This window comes from Mycolicibacterium chubuense (assembly GCF_001044255.1).
Lineage (GTDB): Bacteria > Actinomycetota > Actinomycetes > Mycobacteriales > Mycobacteriaceae > Mycobacterium > Mycobacterium chubuense.
Genome location: NZ_JYNX01000038.1, coordinates 107,399 through 124,088, shown reverse-complemented (window position 1 = coordinate 124,088; position 16,690 = coordinate 107,399). Strand labels below are relative to the sequence as shown.

Here is a 16,690-nt window from a genome sequence, read left to right as displayed (position 1 = left end):
TTAGCGTGCGGTGGTGCGGGGGGAGGTGGCGTCGGTGATCAGGCGACGCATGACGTCAACCGCCTCGGTGAGGCGCTCGCGGTCGGCCTCGCTGAGGCGTTCCAGATAGGGATCGACGGCGGCGCCGCGATCGGCCCGGGCCTGGCGCAGCGCCTTCTTCCCCTCGGGGGTGATCTTGATCAGCACGGCCCGCGCATCCTGCGGGTCCGCGGTCCGGGTCACCATGCCGGCGTCCTCGAGGCGACGCACCTGGGTGGTCATGGTGGGCTGCGAGCAGTGGTCCAGCGCGGCGAGGTCGGAAATGCGCGCCTCGCCCCGGTCCTCGATGGTGGAGAGCAGTCGGGCCTGGGCGAACGGGATCGGCATCCGCACCCGCTGGTTGGCCAGCCGGTTGAGCCGCGCCACCACCGAGAGCAGGTCTGCACCGAGTGTCGAGGACATGACCGCCATAGTTCCATAGAATTCCTATGTATTCCACCGTCCGTGCCGTGGCAGCGGTCACATGCCGGGCGTCGGGTCCGCGGACGGGCTGGCAGAATCGTGAAATGACCACGGCCGGCCCGCAGCGCACCCCGCGACGGTCGGGTTCCCTGCAGCCGGTCGAACTGGCTCAGGCCTCGGTGATGGCGGCGCTGTGCGCGGCCATCGCGATCATCGCCGTCGTCGTGCCCTTCGCGGCCGGACTCTCCCTGCTGGGCACCGTCCCGATGGGTCTGCTGGCCTACCGGTACCGGCTGCGGGTGCTCATCACCGCCACGGTGGCGGGCGGTCTGGTGGCCTTCCTCATCGCCGGCATGGGCGGCTTCATGACCGTCGTCAACTGCGCCTACATCGGGGGGCTGACCGGCATCGTCAAACGCCGCGGACGCGGCACGCCGACGGTGGTCGCCTCCTCGGTGGTGGCCGGCGCGGCGTTCGGCGTGTTCGCCGTCGCCGCGCTGACGGTGCTGAGCCGGTTGCGACACCTGATCTTCGATTCGATGACGGCCAACGTGGACGGAGTGGCCGCCATCATGGCCCGGGTGCCGCAGTTGGAGGGGGCCGCCGAGCGGCTCAAGGCCGACTTCGCGACCGCGCTGCACTACTGGCCGATCCTGTTGTTCGCGATCGGCGTGGGCACCATCCTGTGGGTCAGCCTCGTCGGCTGGTGGGCGCTGTCGCGCGTGATGACACGCCTGGTCGGGGTTCCCGACGTGCACAAGTTGGAGACGCCGATCGGCGACGGGCCGGTCGGCCCGGTGCCGTTGCAGCTGCACGACGTCCGGTTCCGGTACCCGTCGTCGGCCCAGGACGCGCTGGGTCCGGTGTCGATGACGGTGCAGCCGGGCGAACACGTCGCCGTCACCGGGGCCAACGGCTCGGGCAAGACCACGCTCATGCTGGTGCTCTCCGGCCGCGAGCCGACCGCGGGGACGGTGCAGCGGCCCGGGGCGGTCGGGTTGGGCCGCACCGGCGGCACCGCGGTGGTGATGCAGCATCCCGAGAGCCAGGTGCTGGGCACGCGCGTCGCCGACGACGTGGTGTGGGGCCTGCCGCCGGGGACGTCGATCGACGTCGACCGGCTGCTCGGCGAGGTCGGCCTCGACGGATTCGGCGAGCGCGACACCGGTGGGCTCTCCGGCGGTGAACTGCAGCGCCTCGCCGTGGCCGGCGCGCTGGCGCGTGAGCCCGCACTGCTGATCGCCGACGAGGTGACCAGCATGGTGGACCAGGACGGCCGCGAGGGTCTGATGTCGGTGCTGTCCGGGCTGACCCGCCGGCACCGCACCGCGCTGGTGCACATCACGCACTACAACGACGAGGCCGAGGCCGCCGACCGCACGGTCACGCTGAGCGGCAACGGCGCCAGCGCCGACAACCTCGCCGACCCGGAGATGGTCGAGACCGCCGAGGTGCCGGTGGCCTCGACAGCCCCGGATCGTCCTGCCGGGCGACCGGTACTGGAACTGCGCGGAGTCGGTCACGTGTACGGCTACGACACGCCGTGGGCGAAGACGGCGCTGAGCGGAATCGACTTCTCCGTGCACGAGGGCGACGGCGTGCTGATTCACGGGCTCAACGGCTCGGGCAAGTCGACGCTCGCGTGGATCATGGCCGGGCTCACCGTGCCGACCGTCGGGGAGTGCCTGCTCGACGGCGCACCGGTGTCCGAACAGGTTGGCGGCGTGGCGATCTCGTTCCAGGCGGCCCGGCTGCAGCTGATGCGCAGCCACGTCGCGCTGGAGATCGCGTCGTCGGCCGGCTTCTCGATGTACGACCAGGCCAAGGTCACCGAGGCTCTCAACACCGTCGGGCTGGACCCGACGCTGGCCTCACGCCGCATCGACCAACTCAGTGGCGGCCAGATGCGGCGCGTCGTGCTGGCCGGACTGCTGGCCCGCTCGCCCCGGGCGCTGATCCTCGACGAGCCGCTGGCCGGCCTGGATGCGGCCTCGGCGCGCGGATTGCTGCGGCTGCTCGAGGACCTGCGCCGGCGGCACGGGTTGACCGTCGTGGTGATCTCGCACGACTTCGCGGGGTTGGAGGACCTCTGCCCGCGCACCTTGCACCTGCAGGACGGCGAACTGGCCGCCGCTCCCACCAACGCGGGAGGGCTGCCGTGAGCGGCCGCAAGCAGCGCCGCCAGGTCGTTCTGCTGCGGCCGGTGCCGGGACGAACCGTGATCCACGACCTGTGGGCCGGTGCCAAACTGCTCATCGTCGCCGGCATCGGTGTGCTGCTGACGTTCTATCCCGGCTGGGTGCCGATCGCTGCGGTGGCGCTGCTGGTCGCGGTGGCCGCGCGCATGGCCCACATCCCGCGCGGGGTGCTGCCCACGGTTCCGCGCTGGCTGTGGTTCCTGCTGGGGCTGGGCGCGCTGACCGCCACGTTCGCCGGCGGCAGTCCGGTGATCGCCCTCGGCTCGGTCGAGATCGGCCTGGGCGGGCTGCTGAACTTCCTGCGCATCACCGCGCTGTCGATCGTGCTGCTCGGCCTCGGCGCGATGGTGTCGTGGACCACCAACGTCGCCGAGATCGCACCCGCCGTGTCCACCCTGGGCCGCCCGCTACGCCCGCTGCGCATCCCCGTCGACGACTGGGCGGTCGCACTGTCGTTGGCGCTGAGAGCCTTTCCGATGCTGATCGAGGAATTCAGCGTGCTCTACGCGGCACGCCGGTTGCGACCGCAGGACGTCGATGTGCACCGGCGGGCGCGGGGACGACGCTGGGCCGCCGAGCTGATCGATCTGCTCGCCGCCGCCATCACCGTCGCCTTGCGACGGGCCGACGAGATGGGAGACGCGATCACCGCGCGTGGTGGGGCCGGCCAGATCTCGGCCGCCCCGTCGCGGCCCGCGCGCCGCGACTGGGTGGCGTTCGCGGTCGTCATCGCCGTGTGCGCCGTGGCGCTGGCCGTCGAGCTCACCGTGTTTCCGACCAGCGCCGCGCGTAGCTGAGCCGATACGGTAGGGGCGTGACGGCGCCCCGAACAGTCGACGCGGACTTCCTCGCCCTGCCCCGCCAGTCCCTCGCCGACGCGGCGCTGACTGCGGCGCTGCACGCCGGTGCCAGCTATGCCGATCTGCGCATCCACGCGATCACCACCGAGACCGTGCAGTTGCGCGACGGCGCCCTGGAGAACGCCGTCGTCGACGACGAGATCGGCCTCGCGGTACGGGTGATCGTCGACGGCACGTGGGGTTTCGCGTCGCACGCCGAACTGAGCCCGGACGCGGCCGTCGAGACAGCGCGGCGGGCGGTGCGGGTGGCCACCACGCTGGCGGCGCTCAACGCCGAACGCATCGAGCTCGCGCCGGAGCCGGTGTACCGCGACATGACGTGGGTCTCGGACTACCGCATCGATCCGTTCGCGGTGCCCGTCGCGGAGAAGATCGCGGTGCTCGAGGACTACTCGGGCCGGCTGCTGGCCTCCGACGGGGTCGATCACGTGTCGGCGTGGCTGCACGCGGCCAAGGAGCAGACCTTCTACGCCGACACCTTCGGGTCCTCGATCACCCAGCAGCGGGTGCGGGTGCTGCCCAACCTGGACGCGGTCACGGTGGACGCGGCGGCGGGCACGTTCGAGACCATGCGCACCTTGGCGCCGCCGACCGGCCGCGGTTGGGAAGCCGTTGCCGGTGACCAGGTCTGGAACTGGAGCGGCGAGCTGGCGGCGCTGCCCGCCCTGCTGGCCGAGAAGGTCAAGGCGCCCAGTGTCGTCGCCGGACCGACCGATCTGGTGATCGACCCGTCGAACCTGTGGCTGACCATCCACGAATCCATCGGCCACGCCACCGAATACGACCGGGCCATCGGCTACGAGGCAGCCTACGCCGGCACCTCGTTCGCCACCCCCGACAAACTGGGCAGGATGGCCTACGGTTCGGCGGTGATGAACGTGACCGCCGACCGCACCGTCGAGCACGGCCTGGCGACCATCGGATTTGACGACGAGGGCGTGCGCGCGCAGAGCTGGGATCTGGTGCGCGACGGTCTGTTCGTCGGCTATCAGCTCGACCGGGTGTTCGCCCCGCGGCTGGGGGTGGCCCGGTCCAACGGCTGCTCCTACGCCGATTCGGCCCACCACGTCCCGATCCAGCGGATGGCCAACGTGTCGCTGCAACCTTCCCCCGACGACGTCAGCACCGAGGACCTGATCGCCCGGGTGAGCGACGGGATCTACATCGTCGGCGACAAGAGCTGGTCGATCGACATGCAGCGGTACAACTTCCAGTTCACGGGTCAGCGGTTCTTCCGGATCCGGGACGGCAGGCTGGACGGGCAGGTGCGCGACGTCGCCTACCAGGCGACCACCACGGACTTCTGGGGTGCGATGGAAGCCGTTGGCGGGCAATCGACCTGGCGCCTCGGCGGGGCGTTCAACTGCGGCAAGGCCCAACCCGGACAGGTCGCCGCGGTCAGCCACGGGTGCCCGTCGGCGCTGTTCCGCGGCATCGCGGTGCTCAACACGCGCGAAGAGGGCGGACGATGATCGGCGCGGCACAGGTCGTCGACCTCGCGCTCGCCGAGGCGGCGCGGCTGGGCGGGGCCGACGAGACCGTCGTGCTGGTCACCGATCGTGTCGATGCCGCGTTGCGGTGGGCGAACAACACGATGACCACCAACGGGGAATCGACGAGCCGGACCACCACCGTCATCTCCATCGTCCGCAGTGGTGACGACGCGCACGTCGGCTCCGTGCGCTCCAGCGCCGTCGATCCGGCGGTGCTCGGCGACCTGGTCGCCGCGTCGCAGCGGGCCGCGGCCGCGGCGCCTCCAGCCCGCGACGATGCGCCGCCGCTGCCCGGTGGTGACGCTCCGTCGAACTGGGACGCACCCGTCCCCGGCACCGGGGCCGATGTCTTCGCCGGTGTCGCAACCGATCTCGCACGCGGTTTCCAGGGCCGCGACACGTTGTTCGGCTATGCCCGCCACATCCTGGAGACCACGTTCGTCGCCACGTCGGGCGGGCTGCGCCGGCGCTTCACGCAGCCGACGGGCTCGGTCGAGATCAACGCCAAGCGTGACGGCGCCAGCGCCTGGGCGGGGGTGAGCACACCCGATTTCGCCGGGGTGTCCGCCGATGTGCTGCTCGAGGAGCTGAGCACCCGGTTGTCGTGGGCGCGCCGCACCGTCGAATTGCCGGCGGGCCGCTACGAGACGATCCTGCCCCCGTCGACGGTCGCCGACCTGATGATCTACCTGACGTGGACGATGGGCGGGCGCGGCGCGCAGGAGGGCCGGACCGCGCTCGCGGCGCCCGGCGGCGGCACCCGGGTGGGGGAGAGGCTGACCGATCTTCCGCTGACGCTGTACTCCGACCCGCACGCGCCGGGTCTGGAGTGCGCGCCGTACGTGGCCGTCTCGACGTCCTCGGAGCGGGCCTCGGTGTTCGACAACGGTATGGACATCGAGCGGGTCGACTGGATCCGCGACGGCGTGATCAACGCGCTGGCGTATCCGCGGGCGGCGGCCGCCGAGTTCGGCGCCCCGGTCGCCGTGGGTGCCGACAATCTGTTGATGACCGGAGGGTCGACGGCTCTGACGGACATGATCGCTTCGACCGAGCGGGGACTGCTGCTCACCACGCTGTGGTACATCCGGGAGGTCGACCCGTCGGTGCTGCTGCTGACCGGGCTGACCCGCGACGGGGTGTACCTCGTCGAGGACGGCGAGGTGACCGCCGCGGTGAACAACTTCCGGTTCAACGAGAGCCCGCTCGATCTGCTGCGCCGGGCCACCGAGGCGGGGGTCAGCGAGGCGACACTGCCCCGGGAGTGGGGCGATTGGGCCACCCGCGCGCAGATGCCGTCCCTGCGGATTCCCGACTTCCACATGTCTTCGGTCAGTCAGGCGCAATAATCACTCGGGTGAGCGACCACGCGCTGCCCGAACAGCTGGCCGATCTCGTCGCGCTGTCCTCGGGGGACAGCCGCGCCGACACCCTGATCCGGTTGACGTGCGGGCGCGCGCTGTCGCTGCCACCGCTGCCGGTGCCGGCCGACCTCGCCGACGGACGCTCCGATGCGGAGTTGGTGCTGGCGGCATTCGCCGAGCAGTTCTGCACCGACGTCACCGGCATCGGCGACAACCAGCGACGGTGCTTCACAGAAGCGTATGGAGACAACGCCTTTCGCGTCGTGGTCGCGGTGTTCATCGCCGATTTCGTGCCCCGGGTGTGGGCGGGCTGCGAGGCGCTCGGCCACGGAAAGCCGGGCTGGGTATCCGAGGTGGCCTGGGACGCCGACGGCGATCCGGTGGAGCAGCTGCTCGGCGGGTTCGTGCCCGCGGTGGCGCGGCTGCGCGAACTGGACGCGGTGACGACAGAAGTGGTGCGGCTGCGCGGAGCGGCCGCGCACAACTGCCGGCTGTGCAAGTCGCTGCGCGAAACGCATGCCCTCGACGCGGGCGGCTCGGAGAGCCTGTACCGCCAGATCGAGGACTTCGAGACGGCGCCGGACCTGACCAAGGCGCACAAGGCGGCGCTGCGCTACGTCGACGCGCTGATCTGGTCGCCCTCGCAGATCGACGACGCGGTGGTGGACGGGGTGCACAAGTACTTCTCGGAGAAGCAGTCGTTCGAGCTGACGCTGGACGTCATGCGCAACGCCGCCAACAAGATCGCCGTGTCGCTGGCCGCGGACGCCCCACGGGTGGCCGAGGGCACCGAGCGCTACGAGGTCGACGAGGCGGGACAGACGATATTCGCCTGACTCTAGGTGTGCGACCATGGTGGCCGCGTACATCGCGATGGGGCGGTAGCTCAGTCGGTTAGAGCCGTGGACTCATAATCCATTGGTCGCGGGTTCGAGCCCCGCCCGCCCTACCTCAGACGCCCGTTACGTCACGCCCTTGATCGGTGCGGGAACCACACCATCGCCCAGAGGCCTCATCTTGCCCTCATCAACCTCGAGAGACGTCGGGAACATTCCGTTCGGCGCCGTGAGTTCCTATCGTTTGAGATGAATCCCAATCTGGAAAGAGGCAACGACCATGGCCGCAGATCTGCCTGACACAGCCATCGAACTGCGGTCGCTGGTGACATCAGCGGGCACCCTCGAACTCTCGCTGCAGGACGTTGACGTACCCACCCCGGGCGACAACGAGGTGCTGGTACGGATCGAGGCCTCGCCGATCAATCCCTCCGACCTGGGTCTTCTCGTCGGCGGCGCCGACATGTCCAAAGCCACGGTGAGCGGCACACCCGACCGCCCCATCGTCACCGCCCCGCTGCCAGACGGCGCCGTCAACGCCCTCGCCGCGCGCCTCGACCAATCCCTCCCCGTTGGGAATGAGGGAGCGGGCACTGTCGTCGCGGCCGGATCATCCGACGCAGCCCAAGCCCTTCTCGGCAAAACGGTGGGCATCGCCGGCGGTGCGATGTACTCCCAGTACCGCGCAGTCGATGCACGATCGGCTCTTGTTCTGCCCGACGGCGCCACCGCGCGCGACGGGGCATCGTCGTTCGTCAACCCGCTGACCGCACTCGGCATGACGGAAACCATGCGCCGCGAAGGACATTCAGCCCTCGTGCACACCGCCGCCGCGTCCAACCTCGGGCAGATGCTGGTCAAGATCTGCCAGAAAGACGGCATCCCGCTGGTCAACATCGTCCGCAAGCCCGAGCAAGAGGACCTGCTGAAGTCCCTCGGCGCAGAACACGTCCTCAATTCCACGTCGCCGTCCTTTGAGTCCGATCTGGTCGAGGCGCTCACCGCGACCGAGGCGACCATTGCGTTCGATGCCATCGGCGGCGGAACCCTGGCCAGCCAGATCCTCAATGCGATGGAAGAGGCGGCCAGCGCGACCGCGGCAGAGTACTCACGCTACGGGTCGAACGTCCACAAGCAGGTGTATATCTACGGCGGGCTCGACACCAGCCCGACGATCCTGACCAGGAACTTCGGTATGGCGTGGGGGATCGGCGGATGGCTGCTGACGCCATTTCTGGCGAGCGCAGGCGCCGAGACCATTGGTCGGCTGCGCGCTCGGGTGGCCGCCGAGCTTGCAACGATCTTCGCAAGCAGCTATTCCCGCGAGGTGTCTCTCGCCGGCATGCTCCAACCCGAGGCGTTCAACGAATACGTGAAGCGGGCCACGGGGGAGAAGTTCCTCGTCACGCCGCAGGCTGCCCACTAGACGCTTGCGGCAGAACGCCCCTGGGCGGAGAGCCCAGGGACGTTCTCAACATGTCCCGCAACAGCCTCAGCAGGATAATCCGCGGGTTCGAGCCCCGCCCGCCCTCCCTGACACCCTGTCCTACACTCGCGCTGTGGACGTCAACGGAGCAAGCGCAATTGTCACCGGCGGAGCATCAGGTATCGGCGCCGCCACCGCCCGGCTACTGGCATCGCAGGGTGCCCGGGTCGTCATCGCCGACCTGCAGGCCGAACGCGGTCAAGAACTGGCTCACGAGATCGGCGGCGTCTACGTCAGCGTCGATGTCACCGACACGTCGCAGATCGAGGACGCGGTGAACACGGCCATCGATCTCGGACCGCTTCGCGTTCTGGTCAACTCCGCCGGAATCGGTTGGGCGCAAAGGACGATCGGTAAGGACGGCGAGTTCTCCTCGGCGCACAACCTGGACGCCTACAAGAAGGTGCTCGCGATCAACCTGGTCGGAACCTTCGACTGCATCCGGCTGGCGGCAACGGCGATGAGCCGACTCGACCTCACGGACTCCGGTGAGCGCGGCGCGATCGTCAACATGACCAGCGTGGCAGCCTTCGACGGCCAGATCGGCCAGGCCGCCTACTCGTCGTCGAAGGGCGGCGTGGTGGGACTGACCCTGCCGGTGGCCCGCGATCTCGCCGCTGTCGGGATCCGCGTCAACACCGTTGCTCCGGGCCTGATCGACACGCCGATCTATGGCGAGGGACCGGAATCGGAGGCGTTCAAGGCGAAGCTCGGCGAGTCCGTTCTGTACCCGCGACGCCTCGGCAAGCCGGAGGAGCTCGCGTCGATGGTCGTCGAACTGATCACGAACTCCTACATGAACGCCGAGGTGGTCCGCGTCGACGGCGGAATCAGGATGCCACCGAAGTAGCCACGCCCGTCAATGGCGTCGCAGCGTCTCCCAGTCGTTCTCGGCTTCCAACTGGGCGATGAGCCGCGACGTCTGTTCGCGCATCAGCAGTGTCACGCCGATGCCGATCACGACGGCCAGTACCAAGGCGATCCAGGAGAACCGCGAGAGCCAGCGCTCGGCGGCAACACCCGCGAAGTAGATGACGGCGGTGGTGCCGCCGGCCCACACCACCGCGCCGCCGGCGTTGGCGGCGAGGAAGCGGGGGTAGCGCATCCGCATCGCACCGGCCAGCGGGCCCGCGAAGATGCGCAGCAGCGCGATGAACCGGCCGAAGAACACCGCCCAGACGCCCCACCGTTGAAACAGTCCTTTGGCCAGCGCGACATGTCCGGGCCCGAAGTGTTTCGGGAAGCGGTTGCCGAGTCGTTCGAACAGCGACATCCCGAACCGGCGCCCGATCGAGTATCCGATCGTGTCGCCGATGATCGCACCGATGGCGGCGGCCGCCGCCACGCCGACCGGGCTGATGTCGAGTGTGTGGCGCGACGACAACAGCGCGGCACTGACCAGTGCGATCTCGCCTGGTAGGGGGATGCCCAGGCTCTCGATACCGATGACCCCGCCGACCAGCAGATACACCGCGATCGGCGGGATCGCCTGCAACAGGGCCTCGACGTTCATACCGGTGCTACAGCTGCCAGTCGTTGGAGCCGTCGTGCCGGGAGTACGTGCCGCCACTGGAGTTCTTCACGACGATCGGGTCGCCGGCGCCGAAGTTGTCGTAGAACCACTGGGCGTTGGCCGGGCTGATGTTGATGCACCCGTGGCTGACGTCGCGCTTGCCTTGGTCGGCCACCGACCACGGGGCGCTGTGGACGAAGTCGCCGCTGTCGTCGAAGCGGACGGCCAACTCGACCGTCGTCTTGTACCCGTAGGTGGAGTCGACCGGTACGCCGTAGGTCGAGGAGTCCATCACCACCGACGGCATCTTCTCCTGGACGTAGTAGGTGCCGTTCGGCGTCTGGTGGCCGCCGGCGGCCATCCCCATCGACATCGGGATCGTCTTCTCCACGGTCCCGTTGCGGGTGACGGTCAGTTGGTGGGTCGTGTCGTCTGCTGTGGCGATGAGGCTGTCACCGGTCTGGAAGCTGAACACGGCGCCACCGGCATCGACGGTCACCGTGGTGTGTGCGGGCCAGAAATCCAGCGGCCGCCAGCGCAGCTGCGTCGGTGTCATCCAGTAGAACTTGCCGGGAACCGGCGGATTCGAAGAGACGTGGACGGCGGTTTCGGCGGCGACGGAGTTGTCGACGAGCCCCGGGAAGTCGATGATGATCGGCTGGGCGACGCCGACGGTAGAACCGTTGACCGGGGCCACTTTCGGCGGACCGAACGGCGCCACACCGACGAACGGCGTCGGGTCTTGTCCCGCTGGAGCGCCGGGGGCGGGTTGGGCGACCGCGGTTCCTGCGCCCACTGCCAGGATCGCGAGCACCATCGAAACAACGCCTGCTGCCGTGCGCGCGGCGAAGGCCCTCCTCCACGTCCAGTCCGACATCCACGTCCTTCCGTCGTGGCAACAGTGTTCCACAGCGGTGCTTCAGATCTCGGCGTCTCGCGACGTCAGCCTGACCGAAGACACCGACTGCGTACCGCTGAGCCCCTTGAGCTCCACCTCGACGGGCTCGTCGAATCCGATGTCGGCGGTCCCGATCGCCGTGCGTAGCTCGTCGCTGACGAGGATCTGGCCGCCGGCCGCGAGATCGGCGATCCGCGCCGCCATCGCGACATTGCGGCCGAACAGATCGTCACCGCGCCGAACCGACGTGCCGGCGTGAATGCCGATCCGCACCCGGATTCCGTCGTAGCGCGCCGGGTCCTCGAGCAGCGTCCGCTGTATCGCCATGCTGCACTGCACCGCGTCGGCAGGATCGGCGAAGGCGATCATGAAGCCGTCGCCCTGGTTCTTGACGACGTAACCGTGGTGGTCGGCGACCTGTCGCTGGATGAGCGCGTTGTGTCGTTCGAGGAGCTTCACCCATTCGCGGTCCCCGAGTGATTCGTTGCGTTGGGTGGAACCTTCGATATCGGAGAAGACCAGCACCACGCGACCGTCGGAGGTGATGCGGGCCAGGTCCGGCCGCTCGACGCGCGCCCACGCCGCGAGCTCGTCGACCGAGCTCCGGACGGGGCCGACGATGCCGTGCCGGATCAGCGCGTCGGCGTTACGCAGTGTGTGCGTCACGGTCCTGACCGCCAGCGGCGCCACTGCAGGTCGCCTTCTCCGCCCGTCGCCAGGCGGACGCTCACGCTTGCGCCGCAACTCTTTCCGGGCATTCTTGAGCTGGCGTCGCGACACGGTGAGCAGCACGCCGAGCGTGATCAGCCCCGCCGAGAGGATCAGGGTGATGACCAGCAGCGCGATGTCCACGCGCTCAGTATGGAGGACACCCGGCCGGGTTCTGGCCTTCCGTCAGACCGGCAGCGAATGCGGCAGACCGACGCGCGTCATCACGACGTTGTCGAACCGGGTGACGGCGCTGATTCGCTCGCCCGTCAGGTCGAGGGCAACCAGACTGTTTGCGCGGGTCGCGACAAGTGCGTAGCACCGATGCCGAAACACGCTGCGGTAGCACGGCTCAACGGCGGAAAAGCCGTGATACTCGAGCGGAACCGACGGCGTCGTCAGCCGCACGTCGGCGGTCAGCAGGCCGACCAGCGCGTCGACGCCACCGGTCGGCCTTCGGGAATCGAGCGCGGCGCGGGCACACTCGAGTGCGCTGTTGACGGAGTCCACGATGCTGTTCAGCATCGCGGCCACCTCGGCGGCCCGGTGCCCGAGGGCTTCCCGCGGGATCAGAGCCAACAACTCTCGAACACAGACGGTTTGAAGATCACCATCACCACGGTCATGCCGCGGATGACGCCCACGGCGAGGTCGGGAGGGCGGGGATCCGGGCATACGCGCAAGCCGGCAGCCGCTCAGAGGACGAATTCACCCGCGATCTGGGACCTCTGATCATTCCCCAGATCGTGGGTGCGGCCGTGGTCGATCTGGTGTGGTCCGATCCGGCCACTTTCGCACCGGCCTGTCTGCTGACCGGCCCGGGCTGCTCGCCGCTGCAATGAACCGTGAGCAGTCTTTGCACTCGCAAATATACAAATCACCGCCGGCGTCAGTTCAGTTACTTAGCCTGTAGCCCCGACTCAGTGCTGTTTGCCGCCCGTCACCAGGATGTCCCAGATCTGGGACACCGTTGCGGGCGAAGCTGACGCGTCGTCGTTCCGGCCGGTTCGTTTGCTGAATACGAATCAAGAAGCGCCGGAACCGTTTAGCTGTCGGTGCCCGGGGCTATCGAACCCCCGGGAGCAGTGGCGTATTCGCGTCAGGCAGGCAGATCCTGTCCTCCCGGGTTGACGCGCTGGCCGATATGTCGGGGGCCGGATCGCTGCTTTCCTGCACCACAAACAAGGAGCACATCCATGACGTCACGCTTAACCCGACTGCTCGCCCTGGCAGTCAGCGTCGCGATGATCGCGTTGGTCGGTCTGGTCACCGGCAGCACCGCATCCGCCCAACCACCCGGCGTGGGCAAGAAGAACGTCGTCCAGGTGCAGGGCACCGGTCCGGACGGAGTGAAGTTCAACGGCCAGTTCGTGGCGACCGCCGCGAAAGAGGTCACCAAGCAGGACGGCCCGGCGGCATCCGACGAGAACGGCGCGACCTCGTCCAACACGGGTGTGGCCCTGACCGGTCAGCTGGTCGGCAAGCTGGTCAAGCCGGGCGGGGGTCAGCCTTCGGGTGCTCCGGGCGCCGCGCAGGACGTGAACATCTCGACCTTCGCGATGCCCGTCTCCGCGATCAACTTCCCGCCGGCGGCGCAGGCGGAGCCCTCTTCGTCCACGCCCGGCCAGGGTGGTGTCCAGTTCGCCAGCCAGCAAGCCAGCTGCTCGGTGCTCGACCTGGTGCTGGGGCCGCTGGACCTGAACCTGCTGGGCCTGCGGGTGCAGCTGAATCAGGTGCATCTGGAGATCACGGCGATCCCGGCCGGTGGCCTGCTGGGCCAGCTGCTCTGTGCACTGGCCGGTCCTGAGGGAGTCCTCAGCGGAATCCTGCAGAACATCGTCAACCTGCTCAACCAGATCCTCGGCCAGCTGTAGAGGATCAGCCGATCACGTCGCCGCCCGTGCCCGCAGGGGTACGGGCGGCGACCCCGGTCACGACCACCTCGACGCTCTTCGCGCCGGCATCCGACGCGATGAGCAGTACGGGCGCCCCGGGTGCCGAGACGACATGGCCTCCCGTGACGGACACGGAATAGCCTGCAGGAAAAGCGATCTGGGGAACGGTGATGACGGTCTGCGAACCTGCCGCGAAATCGCCTGTGCCATCGGCCTTCCGGGTGCTGTAGCGCAGAGTCATCGTGCCGTCGGTGAACGACCACGACTGAGGAACTCCCGAGATCACCTGGGGGTAGGGCTGCGCCAGCAGCGCGAGTTTCGCGGCGTCGACGTTGTCGTTCGCGGGCGGCAGCGCCGGATCGCGGACCAGCCACTCGGTGTCGGGGGAGCCGGTGACGTCGCCGACACCGCTGTAGGCCCATTCGATCCAGCCCAGCAGCCTGTCCTGCGCACCCGCCATCTCACGGGCCAGGATGGTCAGGTCGTCGGTGGCGCCGAATTCGGTCAGCAGCGCGGGCATGTCGTGTCGCTTGGCGTAGCGCTGAGCCGCGGTCCCCATCCGGTTCGCGATGAACCCGCAGATCGGCGTCAGCCCGCCGCAGTACCCGTGATAGGACAGCACGGTGTTGGGATCTTCGACGGGTCCCAGGCTGACGTGCAGCGACAAGACCATCGGGATCTCCGAGACGCCCGGGTTCGGTGGTTCGAGGTAGACCGTCGTGGTCGGGTCGACGCTGCGGATGGCGGCGATCACCTGGTTGTACAGCGGGGTCAGTTGCTGGCGGCCGAAGAAATCGTTGCCGAGGGCGGCGCGCAGCCACTGGCTGCCCGGCCACGGCTCGTTGATGATCTCGTATCCGATGACGTCGGTGTTGCCGCTGAACCGGGCCGCGACCTGCTGCCACGTCAGCGCGAAGTGATCCGACAGGCCCCGCCCGTCGGGCGCGGACGCGTTGTCCCAGAGCATGTCCCACGCATTCCACTGGGCGGGATTGGTGAAGTAGTTGCCCGGGAAGCCGTTGCTCGGATTGGGCAGTCCGCCGTCCTGCGTTGCCCAGTCCGGGGCGCCCTCACCTTGGAATTCCTCGCTGTAGTTGTCCTGATGCATGTCGAGGACGGTGTGGATTCCGTGGGCGGCCAGCGTCTGCACGGTCTGCTCGATCGAGTCGAGGTAGGCGGCGTCGTAGACGCCGGGCTCGGGCTCGATGGCGCTCCAGATGACGCCGAGGCGAACCACGTTGAACCCGTTGGCCGCCAGGAACGCGGCGTCGTCGTCACCGAACCCGCTGGCCGCCGGGGTGTACGGCGCGATCTTGTACACCTCGTTGAGGCCGCGCAGCAGGACGACCTGGCCGTCGCCGTTGGTCACCCAGGTGCCCGTGGTGCCCAGCGGCGGTAGCGTCCCGCGCGTCGGAGTCGTGAGGGCCCCGCCGGGACGCCCGACGGCGCCGTGGCTGCCGAGCCGTCCGGCGGTACCGCCCGCGCCGCCGAGGGCGGGCAATCCCGAACCCGCGCCGCCGTCGCCACCCACTCCGCCGATGCCCAACAGGAAACCGCGCCCCGCGCCGCCCGACCCGCCGGCACCACCGGCGAGTGCGTCGCTGCCCTGTCCGCCGCGTCCACCGGCCCCGCCGACCCCCATCACGGTGCCGCCCTCACCGCCGGCCCCTCCGTCGGCACCTGCGCCGCCTTCACCGCCCCGCCCGCCGACACCGAACGCTCCGGCGCTGCCGCCTTGTCCGCCCGAGACACCCGCGATCGTGCTGTTCCATCCCGCGCCACCGTCGCCGAGCAGCCAGCCGCCGTCACCGCCGTCGGGATGGTCGGCGGTGCCGGCCGTTCCGTTGCCGATCACGTACGAGCGGAACACCCTGTTGATGTAGGTGTCGACGACGAGCCCGACGTCGCTGGTGATCCACGCCTGCGCCAGCGTGTGGATCGGGGTGAAGACGACCGCGTCGACCAGGGTCGGCACGTCGGCCGCGCGCTGGACGGTCAGCGCGTCGGCACGAGTGCGAACCGGGGTGTCCGGCTCGGGGTCGGTCCCGAGCTCACGCCGGGCCGCCGCGGCCGTGAGCCAGGCGCCGGGGCCGGCGCCTTCCGGCCGCTTCGGTTTCCGACGGGCGGGTGGTTCCGTCTCCGCCCCGGTGGGGCCGTCGTCGATGCGCACGCGCGCCCGTCGTGCAGGCTGGCGTACCGGTTCGGCGCCCTCGGTGGCACGGGATTCGTGCCGGTTCCGGTTCGCGATCCGCGCGAGGGGCCGCGCGCTGTCGCGCTCGTTCGGACCGGTCGCGGTGCTGCTCTGCGGTCCCGCCGCTGCCCCCGACGCCTGGCTGGACTCGGCACCGGTGTCCGCAGAAGCCACCGCGAGACCACTGCTCACCGCCAGCCCGATGCCCAGGGCCACGGCGAGCCCCCCGACGCGACCGATGCATGACGCCCCTGTCATGACCCTCTGTATAGGTCACCGGTGACCGCCCCGGCGGCGAATCGCCGAACGGCTGTAACGCCTGGCGCCTACGCTGACACTGAACCGTGTGACGTCACGGCATATTTTCCAGCGTCGTCGGCGTTCTACAGTGCGCCGACTGGCAGAACCGGGGCAAGATACTCTCTTGCGCTGGTCGAGACGACGGCGGAATGTCAAGATCTAGTCGCTACCCGGGAAAACTGGGGACGCTCGCGGCTCGACGAACAGATGGGGAACAGAATGAGATCACCGACCAGTCGCCTGTCGCTGGTTGCCGGCGGTATCGCCCTCTCGGCGATGGCGTGGCTGGCTGTGGGGTGTAGCTCGAACGAGAGCAACGCGCCGGAGACCTCCACCACGACGACAACGACGACCACGACGACGACCGCCACCACGCCGGCGACTCCGCCGCCGCCCCCGCCGGCCGCGCCGACGGAGAACGCACCCCGGACCGCCGGTGGCAACCCCTTCACCTCGATCCCGCCCAACGCGGGAGACAACGGCAGGAACCCGGGGGCGCCCCGCGCG

At 69.2% G+C, this 16,690-nt stretch carries 15 protein-coding genes and 1 tRNA gene; 9 read left to right on the top strand and 7 right to left on the bottom strand.

The annotated features are described in order from the left end of the window. Positions 1 to 441: a MarR family winged helix-turn-helix transcriptional regulator gene (locus MCHUDSM44219_RS15950; protein WP_048419311.1), complete on the bottom strand. Its 441-nt coding sequence runs from the start codon at positions 439 to 441 to the stop codon at positions 1 to 3. Positions 442 to 545: 104 nt separating this feature from the next. Here MCHUDSM44219_RS15950 and MCHUDSM44219_RS15945 point away from each other — a divergent pair, with 104 nt between their 5' ends. The 8 genes from MCHUDSM44219_RS15945 to MCHUDSM44219_RS15910 all read left to right on the top strand — a co-directional run bounded on the left by MCHUDSM44219_RS15945 (position 546) and on the right by MCHUDSM44219_RS15910 (position 9,528). Continuing rightward, the gene (locus MCHUDSM44219_RS15945; RefSeq protein WP_048419220.1) at positions 546 to 2,603 is read left to right on the top strand and encodes an ABC transporter ATP-binding protein; all 2,058 of its coding nucleotides are present in this window, start codon (positions 546 to 548) and stop codon (positions 2,601 to 2,603) included. Beyond that, the gene (locus tag MCHUDSM44219_RS15940) at positions 2,600 to 3,436 is read left to right on the top strand and encodes a CbiQ family ECF transporter T component (protein WP_048419219.1); all 837 of its coding nucleotides are present in this window, start codon (positions 2,600 to 2,602) and stop codon (positions 3,434 to 3,436) included. The genes MCHUDSM44219_RS15945 and MCHUDSM44219_RS15940 overlap by 4 nt, the downstream gene beginning before the upstream one ends. Positions 3,437 to 3,453: 17 nt before the next feature. Further along, positions 3,454 to 4,971, top strand: a complete 1,518-nt coding sequence (locus tag MCHUDSM44219_RS15935) for a TldD/PmbA family protein (RefSeq protein WP_048419218.1) — start codon at positions 3,454 to 3,456, stop codon at positions 4,969 to 4,971. Beyond that, positions 4,968 to 6,341 carry a metallopeptidase TldD-related protein gene (locus tag MCHUDSM44219_RS15930; RefSeq protein ID WP_048419217.1) on the top strand — a complete coding sequence of 458 codons (1,374 nt, stop codon included), beginning with the start codon at positions 4,968 to 4,970 and terminating at the stop codon, positions 6,339 to 6,341. The genes MCHUDSM44219_RS15935 and MCHUDSM44219_RS15930 overlap by 4 nt, the downstream gene beginning before the upstream one ends. Positions 6,342 to 6,349: 8 nt before the next feature. Then, positions 6,350 to 7,192: a carboxymuconolactone decarboxylase family protein gene (locus MCHUDSM44219_RS15925; protein ID WP_048419216.1), complete on the top strand. Its 843-nt coding sequence runs from the start codon at positions 6,350 to 6,352 to the stop codon at positions 7,190 to 7,192. A 39-nt stretch (positions 7,193 to 7,231) separates the two neighbouring features. Next, positions 7,232 to 7,305 (top strand) — tRNA-Ile (locus tag MCHUDSM44219_RS15920). Positions 7,306 to 7,472: 167 nt separating this feature from the next. Further along, on the top strand, positions 7,473 to 8,618 hold the full coding sequence (locus tag MCHUDSM44219_RS15915) for a zinc-binding dehydrogenase (protein WP_048419215.1): 1,146 nt from the start codon (positions 7,473 to 7,475) through the stop codon (positions 8,616 to 8,618). Between the two features lie 133 nt (positions 8,619 to 8,751). Further along, a complete protein-coding gene (locus MCHUDSM44219_RS15910; protein WP_048419214.1) occupies positions 8,752 to 9,528 on the top strand; it encodes an SDR family NAD(P)-dependent oxidoreductase in 777 nt (258 codons plus the stop codon). A gap of 9 nt (positions 9,529 to 9,537) precedes the next feature. On the opposite strand, the gene MCHUDSM44219_RS15905 is transcribed toward MCHUDSM44219_RS15910, so the two are convergent. The 4 genes from MCHUDSM44219_RS15905 to MCHUDSM44219_RS15890 all read right to left on the bottom strand — a co-directional run bounded on the left by MCHUDSM44219_RS15905 (position 9,538) and on the right by MCHUDSM44219_RS15890 (position 12,331). Next, the gene (locus tag MCHUDSM44219_RS15905) at positions 9,538 to 10,191 is read right to left on the bottom strand and encodes a DedA family protein (protein WP_048419213.1); all 654 of its coding nucleotides are present in this window, start codon (positions 10,189 to 10,191) and stop codon (positions 9,538 to 9,540) included. A gap of 7 nt (positions 10,192 to 10,198) precedes the next feature. Then, the gene (locus MCHUDSM44219_RS15900) at positions 10,199 to 11,008 is read right to left on the bottom strand and encodes a L,D-transpeptidase (protein WP_413783614.1); all 810 of its coding nucleotides are present in this window, start codon (positions 11,006 to 11,008) and stop codon (positions 10,199 to 10,201) included. Positions 11,009 to 11,110: 102 nt separating this feature from the next. Beyond that, positions 11,111 to 11,941: an adenylate/guanylate cyclase domain-containing protein gene (locus tag MCHUDSM44219_RS15895; RefSeq protein ID WP_236695483.1), complete on the bottom strand. Its 831-nt coding sequence runs from the start codon at positions 11,939 to 11,941 to the stop codon at positions 11,111 to 11,113. A 42-nt stretch (positions 11,942 to 11,983) separates the two neighbouring features. Further along, positions 11,984 to 12,331, bottom strand: a complete 348-nt coding sequence (locus MCHUDSM44219_RS15890; protein ID WP_131722320.1) for a sigma-70 family RNA polymerase sigma factor family protein — start codon at positions 12,329 to 12,331, stop codon at positions 11,984 to 11,986. 662 nt (positions 12,332 to 12,993) lie between these two features. On the opposite strand from MCHUDSM44219_RS15890, the gene MCHUDSM44219_RS28470 reads away from it, so the two are divergent. Next, the gene (locus MCHUDSM44219_RS28470; RefSeq protein WP_131722319.1) at positions 12,994 to 13,671 is read left to right on the top strand and encodes a hypothetical protein; all 678 of its coding nucleotides are present in this window, start codon (positions 12,994 to 12,996) and stop codon (positions 13,669 to 13,671) included. Positions 13,672 to 13,675: 4 nt separating this feature from the next. Here the strand turns inward: MCHUDSM44219_RS28470 and MCHUDSM44219_RS31545 are convergent, their stop codons facing one another. Further along, complete coding sequence (locus tag MCHUDSM44219_RS31545; RefSeq protein WP_082162234.1) at positions 13,676 to 16,141, bottom strand: cellulase family glycosylhydrolase; 2,466 nt, start codon at positions 16,139 to 16,141, stop codon at positions 13,676 to 13,678. A gap of 194 nt (positions 16,142 to 16,335) precedes the next feature. Continuing rightward, complete coding sequence (locus MCHUDSM44219_RS30010; protein ID WP_157868770.1) at positions 16,336 to 16,650, bottom strand: hypothetical protein; 315 nt, start codon at positions 16,648 to 16,650, stop codon at positions 16,336 to 16,338. Positions 16,651 to 16,690 lie beyond the last annotated feature (40 nt).